This is a genomic window from Roseovarius sp. MBR-79, from assembly GCF_053628555.1.
Window position 1 is genome coordinate 240,473 of sequence record NZ_JBRJGP010000004.1, and the last position, 11,991, is coordinate 252,463.

An 11,991-nucleotide genomic window follows, 5' to 3' on the forward strand; every position below is an offset into this window, starting at 1 on the left:
CCCGTTGAGCGAAAGGACCGCGCCCCCGGACCGGATCCGGGGGCGCGGCAGGGTCGTTCGGTTCAGCGCGCCTGCGCTTCGAACTGGCGCAAGAGGTCATTGCCGCGGCGCACCGCGTCCGCGCTTGCCTGCGCGCCGGTCTTGGAGCCGGCCATCAGCGCCTCCATCTCCTCCGAGATGATGTCGCGGATCTGCACGAAGCTGCCGAACCGCAGCCCCTTGGAATTTTCCGTCGGCGCGTTGAGCGTCATCTGCCGGATCGAGATATCGGCACCGGGGTTGGCGTCATAATAGCCCTGCTCCCGCGTCAGATCGAAGGCCGCCTGCGTGATCGGAAGATAGCCGGTCTGCTGGTGCCACGATGCCTGAACCTCTGGCTGCGACAGGTATTCGAAGAACCGCGCGACGCCGTCATAGTCCGCGTCGGGCTTGCCCGTGAGCACCCACAGCGTTGCGCCGCCGATGATCGAGTTCTGCGGCGCGCCCGCCACATCGTCATAATAGGGCTGCATCCCGTAGCCGACGTTGAATTCGGCATTGCGCAAAACGCCCGCGCGGCTGGCCGAGGAACCGAACACCATCGCGCATTCGCCCGCATAAAAGGCCGGGAAGGCATCGGGGCCGGAGCCGGGGCCGCCCCAGCGGAACGCGCCCGCATCCTGCCATGCCTTGAGGTTGTCCCAGTGACGGGCGACGGCGTCGTTGTCGAAGACGAATTCGGTGTCAAACCCGCCAAAGCCGTTTTCCTTGGTGCCAAGCGGGATGTTGTGCCAGGCGCTGAAATTCTCCAGCATCACCCAGCTTGGCCAGGAGGTGGTGAACCCGCAAGGTGCCGCCCCCGATTCGACAATCTTCACCGAGGCCGATTCCATCTCGGCCCAGGTGCGCGGCGGCGCTTCGGGGTCAAGCCCGGCCGCCGCGAAAGCGTCCTTGTTGTAATACATGATCGGGGTCGAGCTGTTGAACGGGAAGGACAGCATGTTCCCGTTCGGATCGGTGTAATAGCCCACCACCGCCGGCAGATAGGCCGACGGATCGAACGGCACGCCCTTGTCGGCCATGAGCTGATGGATCGGATAGATCGCGCCCCCGGCGGCCATCATGGTGCCGGTGCCAACCTCGAACACCTGCACGATATGGGGCTGCTCGCCCGCGCGGAACGCGGCGATGGCACCGGTCATCGTCTCGGTATAGGTCCCGCGAAAGCTTGGCACGACGCGATACTCGGACTGGGTCTCGTTGAAACCTGCCGCGATGCTTTCGAGGATTTCACCCAGTTCCCCACCCATGGCGTGCCACCAGTCGATGGTGATCTCGGCCCTGGCCCCGGCGGGCGCAAGCGCCGTGGTGGCGGCAAGGCACGCTCCAAGAAGATGTTTGTTCATGCTCCGGTCCCTTTCGAGTGTTGTGGTGGCAAGACATTCTATTTCTACTGATCGCCGATCAGGCATGGTTGCGGCGAAAAGAGGCGTAGACAGGCACTGTAACAACAATAAGAACAAAGCCGCGCATTTGGCAACATTGATTGGAACACAATCGCGCATCCGGGCAGGGCATGACATGAGCCAGCCTATGCGCCCGAATAGGTGGACGATCCTCGGCATCCCCGACATATTCAAGTAGTGAAATACCACTCACGGCAACAGACACCTGGCCCGCTCCGTCACCGGAGCGGGTTTTTCATGCGTCAATCGGCAAGGCGGTGGTGGAAAACACCGTGCGAAGCGCGAAACTCGACTGCATCTTGGCCACGCCGGGCAGTCGCGCGAGGTGTTGGCGGTGGATGCGCGCGAAATCCTCGGTATCCTCGGCCACGACCTTGAGCACATAATCCGCCGCCCCCGCCGTCAGGTGGCATTCCAGCACGTCGGGCACGCGCGCGACGGCCTTCTCGAAGGCCTCGAGCACCTCTTCGGCCTGCGTGGTCAGCGTGATCTCGACAAAGATCACCGCGGGCACGCGCAGCTTGCGCGCGTCGAGCAGGGCGACATAGCCCTTGATATAGCCTTCGGTTTCCAGCCGCTGCACCCGCCGATGACAGGCCGAAGCCGAGAGATTGACCTCTTCGGCAAGGTCCGCATTGGAGATGCGCCCGCGGCGCTGAAGCACCTGAAGGATACGGCGGTCGGTTGGGTCGAGGGACATGCGCGCAAGACCTTTCGAAGAATGACGGCTTAAACAGGATTTAATTCACAACAATCGTCGTCTGGCGAGAGAAATATCAACCACCTTGCGCGCGATCTGCGGCACCCTGTCCGCAATGGACATGGGAGGAGACCCAGATGAAGATCGGCTGCCCGAAAGAGATCAAACCGCAGGAATTCCGCGTGGGCGTCACGCCCATCGCCGCGCAGGAGGCGGTGAGCGCAGGCCATGAAGTCATTGTCGAGACCGGCGCAGGGCTTGGTGCGGGCTTCGACGATGCCGCCTATCAGGCGGCGGGCGCGCGCATCATCGCCACCGCAGAGGAGGTGTTCGCGGAGGCCGACATGATCGTCAAGGTCAAGGAGCCGCAGGCTGCCGAGCGCAAGATGCTGCGCGAGGGGCAATTGCTCTTTACCTACCTGCATCTCGCGCCCGACGAGGCGCAGACGCGCGACCTGCTGGCTTCGGGCTGCACCGCGATTGCCTATGAGACGGTGACGGATCGCGCGGGTGGCCTGCCGCTTCTCGCCCCCATGTCCGAGGTGGCGGGGCGTCTGGCCCCGCAGGTGGGGGCGTGGACGCTGCAAAAGGCCAATGGCGGGCGCGGCGTGCTGATGGGCGGCGTGCCGGGCGTGGGGCCTGCGCGCGTGATCGTGATCGGCGGCGGCGTTGTCGGCACCCATGCGGCCAAGATCGCGGCGGGCATGGGCGCGGATGTGACCGTGCTCGACCGCTCGCTGCCGCGCCTGCGCTATCTCGACGATGTGTTCGGCGGTAGTTTCAAGACCGGCTATTCCTCTGCCGGTCTGCTGGCAGAGTTGCTGCCGCAGGCCGATATGGTGATCGGCGCCGTGCTGATTCCCGGTGCCGCCGCGCCCAAGCTGGTGCGCCGCGACCAGTTCGCCAGCATGAAGCCCGGCGCGGTGCTGGTCGATGTGGCGATTGATCAGGGCGGCTGTTTCGAGACCTCGAAGGCGACCACGCATCAGGACCCGATCTACGAGGTGGACGGGATCATGCATTACTGCGTGGCCAACATGCCGGGGGCGGTCGCCCGCACTTCGACGCTGGCGCTGGGCAATGCCACCATGCCGTTCATGCTGGCGCTGGCCAACAAAGGCTGGAAACGCGCCTGTGCCGAGGACCCTCATCTGCTCAATGGTCTCAACGTTCACGCGGGCCAACTCACCTACGCCGCCGTGGGCGACGCGCTGGGGATTGAAACCGTCGATCCCCAATCGCTCGTCTGAGCCGCTGCCCCCGGCCCGCCAAGGGGCCGGGGGTCGTTTTCGGACGGGTCATGTCGCAAATCTTGCTGGACCGGGCCGCCCCTGTCGCCTAGCGTGGCTGGAAAACGCCAACAGGGGGCGAGAAATGGTCACGTTCATCCTGCGCCGCGTCGGCGTCATGGTTCTGACGGCGCTTTGCCTGACCTTCATCGTCTTTTTCCTCACCAACCTCTATCCCAACCTCGAAAAGCTGGCCAAGACGCAGGGCAATTTCCGCATGACCGATGCGGAAGTCGAAAGCTACCTCGGACGCAACGGCTATCTTGATCCGATGCTGGTGAAATACGGGCGATGGATCGGGGTCTGGCCCGGCTGGGTGATCGAGGAGGAGGGCGTGACGCGCGGGCGCTGCATCGAACCGGGGCAGCCCCCCGAGGAGGCGGCGCGCTTTTGCGGTATCCTTCAGGGTGACTGGGGTTATTCGACCGTGTTCCGCAAGGATGTGGGCGTGATCACCGGCGAAAAGCTGGCGCTCACGGCTTGGCTCATGCTCTGGGTGATGGTGCTGATGGTGCCCTCGGCGCTGATGCTGGGCGTGCTGGCGGGGATGCGCGAAGGCTCGCGCACCGACCGCACACTCTCGACCTTTGCCATCACCACCACGGCGACGCCGGAATATGTCTCGGGGGTGCTCTTCATCGCCGTTTTCGCAAGCTCCGCCGTCGGGCTGCAATGGTTCAAGGGCACGGCAACGGGTGCCGTGGACAATCCGACATTCGAAAATTTCTTTCTGCCGGTTCTGACCATCGCGCTTTACGGCATGGGCTACATCGCGCGGATGACGCGGGCCTCCATGGCCGAGGTGATGACCGCGCAATATATCCGCACCGCGCGGCTCAAGGGGGTGAGTTTCCCCAATATCGTGCTGAAACACGCGCTCAGGAACGCGCTCATTGCGCCCTTCACGGTGATCATGCTGCAATTCCCGTGGCTTTTGAACGGAGTCGTGATCGTCGAGACGCTGTTCAACTACAAGGGCTTCGGCTGGACGCTGGTGCAGGCGGCAAGCAACAACGACATCGAGTTGCTGCTGGCTGTGTCGGTCGTGTCGGTCGTGGTGGTGCTGGTGACGCAGCTCATTTCCGATATCGGTTATGTCTATCTCAATCCCCGGATCAGCGTGACATGAGCGCGCGGTTTCCCCCACAAAGCCCGTCATTGCCCGGCTTGACCGGGCACCCTCGTGCGCGCCGCGCATCGCCGCAAGAGATGCTCCGGTCGAGCCGGAGCATGACGGCGAAAACGGTGGCCGGGCAGGCCGGACCAAGCAGGAGGCTGCCATGGAGCTGTTGAGCTGGGGCGAGATCATCCTGCGCATCGCTACGCAGCTTTTGCCCGTCTGGATCGCGCTTGTCGCCACCTTTGCCCTGTCGATCACGTTCAAGCGGCGGCTGGGGCTCTATGGCAAGCTCTTTGACAGCCCCATCGGCATGGCCGGTTTCGGCCTTGTCATGTTCTGGACCTATACCGGGATCTTCGCGGGCGCGTTCGATCTGGTCCTCACCCATGACGTGCTCGACCAGTCGGCCTCGATGAAGAACAAGGGACCGGGCACGCCCTTCACGCAGATGATGGGCACGCCTGACCCGAATGCCTATCCCTATTACCTGCTGGGCGGCGACAATCTGGGGCGCGACGTGTTCAGCCGCATGGTGGTGGGGGCCTGGGAGGTGATCAAGATCGCGCCTTTCGCCAGCCTTTTCGCCTTCATGGTCGGGATCACGCTTGGCCTGCCTGCCGGGTATCACGGCGGGCGGCTGGATACGGTCCTGTCGTTTCTGGCGAATCTCATCCTTGCCTTTCCGGTGATCCTGCTCTTCTACCTGCTGGTCACGCCCGAAATCATCCAGACCGGGATTCCGGTCTATATGGCCGCCGTGCTCTTTGTCTTTCCCATCATCTTTCTCGTTCTGCTGTGGAATTCCCGCTTCTATACCCAGCCCGCGACGCGCAATCTTTATGTGGGCGTGACGCTGGTTGTGGGCACATGGCTTTATGCCGGCATTGCCTGGGACGCCGATCCGTTCGGCCTGGTGAGCTTTCCGCCCAACCTGCTGGTGGTGTTCGTCGCCGTGGTCTTTGTCAACGCACCGACGGTGTTCCGCATCGTGCGGGGGCTGACCATGGACATCAAGACACGTGATTACGTCGCCGCCGCGCAGACGCGGGGCGAGGGGACGTGGTATATCATGCTGTGGGAGATCCTGCCCAATGTGCGCGGGCCGCTGATCGTGGATTTCTGCCTGCGCATCGGCTATACGACGATCCTTCTGGGCACGCTCGGTTTCTTCGGTCTCGGCCTCAGCCCCGAGAGCCCGGACTGGGGCAGCACGATCAACGAGGGGCGCAAGCTTCTGTCGATGTATCTGCATCCCGCCCTGCCGCCCGCCATAGCCCTTCTCAGCCTCGTGCTGGGGCTGAACCTGCTGGCCGACGGTCTGCGCGAGGAGAGCCTGCGGGATTGAGTATTTGTGGAACAGTGAAGGAGACAGGCATGGTCGAGCATGACGGACCGATCCTCGAGATCGAGAACCTGTCGATCTCGTTCTTCACCCGGTTGCACGAAATCCCGGCGGTGATGGATTTTTCCGTGACCGTGCATCCCGGCGAGGCGGTGGGGCTGGTGGGCGAATCGGGCTGCGGAAAATCCACCGTGGCGCTGGGGGTGATGCGCGATCTGGGGGTGAACGGGCGCATTGTCGGCGGCACGGTGCGCTTCAAGGGGCGCGATCTGGGCACGATGAGCGCGGCGGAATTGCGCGCCATCCGGGGACGCGAGATCGCCATGATCTATCAGGAGCCGATGGCGTCGCTCAATCCGGCGATGCGGGTGGGCCGGCAACTCATGGAAGTGCCGATGATCCACGAGGGCATTTCCGCGACCGAGGCGCGCGCGCGCGCGCTGGAGGTGGTGGGCGATGTCAAGCTTCCCGATCCCGAGCGCATCCTCGAGAGCTATCCCCATCAGCTTTCGGGCGGGCAGCAACAGCGCATCGTCATCGCCATGGCGCTGATGTCCAAGCCCTCGCTGCTCATTCTCGATGAGCCGACCACCGCACTCGATGTGACGGTCGAGGCGGCGGTGGTCGATCTGGTCAAGGATCTCGGCCGCAAATACGGCACCTCGATGCTGTTCATCTCGCATAACCTTGGCCTCGTGCTGGAGACCTGCGACCGTATCTGCGTGATGTATTCCGGCGAGGCGGTGGAGACGGGCAGCGTGCGCGATGTCTTCGACGCGATGCAGCACCCCTATACGCAGGCTCTGTTCCGGTCCATTCCGCTGCCGGGGACGGACAAGAACGCACAACCATTGAAGGCCATTCCGGGCAATTTTCCACTGCCGCATGAGCGGCCCGAGGGCTGCAATTTCGGACCGCGCTGCGATTACTTCCGCGCAGGCCAGTGCGATGCAAGCGACATTGCCATGGCCCGGATCGAGGGGGACGACCGGCATTTCACCCGCTGCCTGCGCGTGGCCGAAATCGACTGGAGCGCGCCACCGGAAAAGACCGGCACGGTCGCGGCCACCCCGCCCGGCAAGGTCGTGCTGCGGATCGAGAACCTGCGGAAATACTATGAGGTTGCGGCCAATGCGCTCTTTGGCGGTGGTGGCGCGAAAAGGGTGGTCAAGGCCAATGAAAGCCTGAGTTTCGAGGCCCGGGAGAGCGAGACGCTGGCGATCGTGGGCGAATCGGGTTGCGGAAAATCCACGCTGGCCAAGCTGCTGATGGGGCTGGAGACGGCGACGGATGGCGCGATCCTGCTCGACAACCGCAACATAGAACAGACCCCCATCGAGAAGCGCGACACGCAAACGGTCGCCGATATCCAGATGGTGTTCCAGAATCCGTTCGACACGCTCAACCCGTCGATGAGCGTGGGCCGCCAGATCATCCGCGCGCTGGAGGTATTCGGCATTGGGGCCACGGATGAGGCACGCCGCGACGAGATGCTGCGCCTGCTCGATCTGGTCAAGCTGCCGCGCGAGTTTGCCGGGCGGATGCCGCGCCAGCTCTCGGGCGGACAGAAACAGCGGGTGGGGATCGCGCGCGCCTTTGCCGGCGGCGCGCGGATCGTGGTGGCGGATGAGCCCGTGTCGGCGCTGGATGTGAGTGTGCAGGCGGCGGTCACCGATCTCTTGATGGAGATCCAGCGCAAACATAAGACGACATTGCTGTTCATCTCCCACGATCTGAGCATCGTGCGCTATCTGAGCGACCGGGTGATGGTGATGTATCTGGGCCATGTGGTCGAACTGGGCACCACCGATCAGGTTTTTGCGCCGCCCTATCACCCCTATACCGAGGCGCTCCTGTCGGCGGTGCCCATTGCGGACACGCGGGTAAAGAAGACCCATATCGTGCTGGAGGGCGACGTGCCCTCGGCCATGAACCCGCCGCCCGGCTGCCCGTTCCAGACCCGCTGCCGGTGGAAACCGGAGGTGCCGGGGGGGCTGTGCGAGCGCGAGGTGCCCCCCGTGCGAGAGTTGGCACCGGGCCATCAGGTGAAATGCCATCTCTCTGCCGAAGCGCTCGCCCGGATGGAGCCGGTCATCCGCGTCGCGGCGGAGTGAGGCCGGGGCATCGGGGGTCGTGTCAGGGTAGCGACCTGCGCCATGGCGCGGGCGGGGCGCTGCCGTGACATCGACCATGGGGTGGGCACCCGCGTCGCCGTGTGCGTTCAATGATCATTTACCAAGCGCCCGAACCCTGCTTGAGTGACGCGCATGGGACGTGTCGTGGAAATGCCTCTCTGGGCCTTGATCGTGCTGGTGGGGTTCGCCGCCGTCACCTTTGCCTCGCATTTCCTCTTTCCCTCGGTGCGCTGGTTCTTTCGCCGCAGGCTGGAACGGGCGGTGGCCAAGCTCAATGAGCGGCTGGAGCGGCCCATCGAGCCGTTCAAGCTTGCGCAGCGATACGACATGATCCAGCGGCTGATCTACGATCCGGCCGTGTTGCGCGCCGTGGCCGAACACGCCCGCGCCGAGGCCATTCCCGAGAGCGTCGCCTTCGAGCGCGCCCGCCGCTACGCCCGCGAGATCGTCCCGAGTTTCAGCGCAAGCCTCTATTTCGGTTTTGCCATCCGCGTGGCGAAGATCTTGAGCCAATCGCTCTACCGCGTCCGGCTCGGGCATTTCGACGAGGCGTCGTTTCGCAAGATCGACCCCGAGGCGACGGTGGTTTTCGTCATGAACCACCGCTCCAACATGGATTATGTTCTGGTGACGTGGCTGGCGGCGGAACGCTCGGCGCTCTCTTATGCTGTGGGGGAGTGGGCGCGGGTCTGGCCGCTCAGCCGCATGATCCGGGCGATGGGGGCCTATTTCATCCGCCGCCGCTCGCGCGGGGATCTCTACCGCCGGGTGCTGGCGCGCTATGTCGGGATGGCCACGGATGGCGGGGTCACGCAGGCGATGTTTCCCGAGGGCGGCCTCAGCCTTGACGGCGGCTTGCAACCGCTCAAGCTTGGCCTTCTCAAATATATCGTCGAGGAGCGCAGCCCCGGCGGGCGCGATGTGGTCTTTGTGCCGGTTGCGATCAATTACGACAGGGTGTTCGAAGACCGGCTGCTGGTGGCGGCACGGCAGGCGGGCGGGCGTCGGTTTCCGGCGCGTATCTCGGTTATTTTGCGGTTCATCATGGGTCAGGTCTGGTTGCGGTTACGCGGGCGCTATCACCGGCATGGCTATGCGGCGGTGAGTTTCGGCGCGCCGCTCTCGCTGCGGGAATTTCAGCGAAGCGAACCGATGAGCGAGGTGCGCGGACTGGCGCGCGCGCTCTCGGCGCGGATCGGCGCGGTGGTGCCCGTGCTGCCGGTGCCGCTGGTGGCGCGGGCGGTGACCGAGGCGGGGGGCGCTCTGGACCGCGAGGCACTGGAGGCGCGCGTCGCCGCGATGCTCGCGGCGGTGCCCGAGGCGCATATCCACCTGCCGCGTGACGACCTGGGATATGCGGCGCGGTTCGGATTACAGGTGCTGCGCAAACGGGGCATGGTGGACGTCGACGGCGGGCAGATCCGGGTTGTCGAAGGGCAAGAGGAGATGGTGGCCTATTACGCCCGATCCATCGCCCACCTTTTTGCAGATGCGGCGAGGACCGACTGATTTTTCTGCATCTGCTGGGTCATAAAATTACAAAACTTGACCGCATAGCTATTGCAATATTACCAAAGCGCCAGTATCCCGGTGATCAGACCGCCGCGATTCTGCATCGCGGCATATTGAACAGGAGACGGAGCATGGCCTTGGACAGCAATACCCGCATTGCCCCCTATGACGCGCCTGAAAAGGACCTCTATGAAATCGGTGAAATGCCGCCGCTCGGTCATGTGCCCAAGCAGATGTATGCCTGGGCCATTCGCCGCGAGCGGCATGGCGAGCCGGAAACCTCGTTCCAGCAGGAGGTGGTCGATACATGGGAGATCGACAGCCACGAGGTTCTGGTTCTGGTGATGGCGGCGGGCGTCAATTACAACGGCGTCTGGGCCGGTCTGGGCCAACCCATCAGCCCGTTTGACGGCCACGGCGCGCCCTATCACATCGCAGGCTCGGATGCGTCGGGCATCGTCTGGAAGGTGGGCGAGAAGGTCAACCGCTGGAAGGTGGGCGACGAGGTGGTGATCCATTGCAACCAGGATGATGGCGATGATGAGGAATGCAACGGCGGCGATCCGATGTTCTCGCCCACGCAGCGGATCTGGGGCTACGAGACGCCGGACGGATCGTTCGCTCAGTTCACCCGCGTGCAGGCGCAGCAACTCATGCCGCGCCCCCGCCACCTGACATGGGAGGAGAGCGCGTGCTATACGCTGACGCTGGCCACCGCCTACCGGATGCTCTTCGGCCATGCGCCGCATGACCTGAAACCGGGGCAGAACGTGCTTGTCTGGGGGGCGTCTGGCGGGCTTGGCTCTTATGCCATTCAGCTTGCCAATACCGCCGGGGCCAATGCGATCGGCGTCATCTCGGACGAGAGCAAGCGGCAGTTCGTGATGGATCAGGGGGCCAAAGGGGTCATCAACCGCAAGGAATTCAATTGCTGGGGGCAGTTGCCCAAGGTGAACACGCCCGAATACAACGCCTGGCTCAAGGAGGCGCGGAAATTCGGCAAGGCTATCTGGGACATAACCGGCAAGGGCGTCAGCGTTGACATGGTGTTCGAGCATCCGGGCGAGGCGACATTCCCGGTCTCGTCGCTGGTCTGCAAGAAGGGCGGCATGGTGGTGATCTGCGCGGGCACGTCCGGGTTCAACTGCACCTTCGACGTGCGTTACATGTGGATGCACCAGAAGCGCCTTCAGGGCAGCCATTTCGCCCATCTCAAACAGGCGGCGGCAGCCAACAAGCTGATGGTGGAGCGCCGCCTTGATCCCTGCATGTCAGAGGTTTTCTCGTGGGATCAGATCCCGCAGGCGCACACCAAGATGATGCGCAACGAGCACAAGCCGGGCAACATGGCGGTGCTGGTTCAGGCCCCGCGCACCGGGCTGCGCACGGTGGAGGACGTGATCGAAGCCGGGCGGGGCTGAGCATCCCCTCCGGACACGACAAGGCCCGCGGGGAGTGTCCCACCCGCGGGCCTTTTTTCGTGGATCGTTCCGCCCTCAGAGCGCGAGATTGGGGATGATCTGCTTCTTGCGGGACATGATGCCGGGCAGGACCACCGCATCGCCCGACACGGACGCGCCAAAGCTTTTCTCGGCCAGCGCCTTGACCAGATCGTTCGGCACCAGAAGCGTCGCCTCCTCATTCAGGATATCCACCACGAAGAGAAGCACCTGATCGACACCGTCCTCGGCGGCGACAGTCTTCATGCTCTGCATCAGGCTCGCCTTGCGGTCGAGCACGATGGCCGGCGCGGTGGTCTCGAGCACGCTGACGCGGAATTTCTTGCCGCCGACCTCATATTCCTTGGAATCCATCCGCAGAAGTTCGGCATCGGAGAAGGCCGAGACGTCGGATTTCGCGGCGAACATCTCGGCGGCATAGTCGGGGATGGAAATGCCCAGATCGGCGGCCAGACGCTCGGCCACGGCGCGGTCATGCCCGGTGGTGGTGGGCGAGCGGAATTCGAGCGTGTCCGACAGGATGCAGGTCAGCGCCGTGGCCTTGGCCCAGTCGGGCATTTGCGCGGCATCCGCGCCCATCAGGTCGAGCATGAGCGTCGCGGTGCAGGCCAGCGGGCGGATGGTGATGTCGATCGGGCCCTTGGTTTCCAGCCCGCCGACGAGCTTGTGATGGTCGATGATCGCCTGCACATCCGCGCCGTTGATATTGGCGGGCAATTCGGCCGGGTTGTTGGTATCGACCACGACGCAGGCCTGACCGTCCTCGACATCCGCAATGAGGCGCGGCTTGGGCAGGTCCCATTTGCGCAGGAGGAACGCGGCCTCGGTGTTCGGCTCTCCCAGCAACACGGCCTCGGCGCTCTGGCCTTTGACCTCGTTGAGATACCAGGCCCAGAGAATGGGCGAGCCGGTGGAATCCGTGTCGGGGGATTTGTGGCCGAAAACGAGGGTGCTCATGGGGTCTGTCCTGTGTGATGGGTGCGATTTG

At 63.8% G+C, this 11,991-nt stretch carries 9 protein-coding genes; 6 read left to right on the forward strand and 3 right to left on the reverse strand.

Annotated features, from left to right (window positions below):
* Positions 1-62: 62 nt before the first annotated feature.
* Positions 63-1,385 (reverse strand): sn-glycerol-3-phosphate ABC transporter substrate-binding protein UgpB, encoded by a 1,323-nt coding sequence (gene ugpB, locus ACSSV8_RS06030; protein ID WP_354537525.1) that lies wholly within the window; start codon positions 1,383-1,385, stop codon positions 63-65.
* A gap of 295 nt (positions 1,386-1,680) precedes the next feature.
* Complete coding sequence (locus ACSSV8_RS06035; RefSeq protein WP_354537526.1) at positions 1,681-2,145, reverse strand: Lrp/AsnC family transcriptional regulator; 465 nt, start codon at positions 2,143-2,145, stop codon at positions 1,681-1,683.
* A 137-nt stretch (positions 2,146-2,282) separates the two neighbouring features.
* Here ACSSV8_RS06035 and ald point away from each other — a divergent pair, with 137 nt between their 5' ends.
* The 6 genes from ald to ccrA all read left to right on the forward strand — a co-directional run bounded on the left by ald (position 2,283) and on the right by ccrA (position 10,964).
* Positions 2,283-3,395: an alanine dehydrogenase gene (ald, locus tag ACSSV8_RS06040; RefSeq protein WP_454281834.1), complete on the forward strand. Its 1,113-nt coding sequence runs from the start codon at positions 2,283-2,285 to the stop codon at positions 3,393-3,395.
* Positions 3,396-3,519: 124 nt separating this feature from the next.
* Positions 3,520-4,563: an ABC transporter permease gene (locus ACSSV8_RS06045; protein WP_454281835.1), complete on the forward strand. Its 1,044-nt coding sequence runs from the start codon at positions 3,520-3,522 to the stop codon at positions 4,561-4,563.
* A 151-nt stretch (positions 4,564-4,714) separates the two neighbouring features.
* Positions 4,715-5,899 (forward strand): ABC transporter permease, encoded by a 1,185-nt coding sequence (locus ACSSV8_RS06050; protein ID WP_454281836.1) that lies wholly within the window; start codon positions 4,715-4,717, stop codon positions 5,897-5,899.
* A 29-nt stretch (positions 5,900-5,928) separates the two neighbouring features.
* Complete coding sequence (locus ACSSV8_RS06055) at positions 5,929-8,010, forward strand: dipeptide ABC transporter ATP-binding protein (RefSeq protein WP_454281837.1); 2,082 nt, start codon at positions 5,929-5,931, stop codon at positions 8,008-8,010.
* A 153-nt stretch (positions 8,011-8,163) separates the two neighbouring features.
* Complete coding sequence (locus ACSSV8_RS06060; RefSeq protein ID WP_454281838.1) at positions 8,164-9,540, forward strand: 1-acyl-sn-glycerol-3-phosphate acyltransferase; 1,377 nt, start codon at positions 8,164-8,166, stop codon at positions 9,538-9,540.
* Between the two features lie 134 nt (positions 9,541-9,674).
* On the forward strand, positions 9,675-10,964 hold the full coding sequence (gene ccrA, locus ACSSV8_RS06065; protein ID WP_454281839.1) for a crotonyl-CoA carboxylase/reductase: 1,290 nt from the start codon (positions 9,675-9,677) through the stop codon (positions 10,962-10,964).
* A gap of 75 nt (positions 10,965-11,039) precedes the next feature.
* On the opposite strand, the gene ACSSV8_RS06070 is transcribed toward ccrA, so the two are convergent.
* Positions 11,040-11,960 (reverse strand): manganese-dependent inorganic pyrophosphatase, encoded by a 921-nt coding sequence (locus tag ACSSV8_RS06070; protein ID WP_454281840.1) that lies wholly within the window; start codon positions 11,958-11,960, stop codon positions 11,040-11,042.
* Positions 11,961-11,991 lie beyond the last annotated feature (31 nt).

Bases quoted from the DNA above. Each gene is read 5' to 3' on its own strand.
- ugpB (WP_354537525.1), bottom strand. From the start codon at position 1,385: ATGAACAAACATCTTCTTGGAGCGTGCCTTGCCGCCACCACGGCGCTT.
- ACSSV8_RS06055 (WP_454281837.1), top strand. From the start codon at position 5,929: ATGGTCGAGCATGACGGACCGATCCTCGAGATCGAGAACCTGTCGATC.
- ACSSV8_RS06060 (WP_454281838.1), top strand. From the start codon at position 8,164: ATGGGACGTGTCGTGGAAATGCCTCTCTGGGCCTTGATCGTGCTGGTG.
- ACSSV8_RS06050 (WP_454281836.1), top strand. From the start codon at position 4,715: ATGGAGCTGTTGAGCTGGGGCGAGATCATCCTGCGCATCGCTACGCAG.
- ccrA (WP_454281839.1), top strand. From the start codon at position 9,675: ATGGCCTTGGACAGCAATACCCGCATTGCCCCCTATGACGCGCCTGAA.
- ald (WP_454281834.1), top strand. From the start codon at position 2,283: ATGAAGATCGGCTGCCCGAAAGAGATCAAACCGCAGGAATTCCGCGTG.
- ACSSV8_RS06045 (WP_454281835.1), top strand. From the start codon at position 3,520: ATGGTCACGTTCATCCTGCGCCGCGTCGGCGTCATGGTTCTGACGGCG.
- ACSSV8_RS06070 (WP_454281840.1), bottom strand. From the start codon at position 11,960: ATGAGCACCCTCGTTTTCGGCCACAAATCCCCCGACACGGATTCCACC.
- ACSSV8_RS06035 (WP_354537526.1), bottom strand. From the start codon at position 2,145: ATGTCCCTCGACCCAACCGACCGCCGTATCCTTCAGGTGCTTCAGCGC.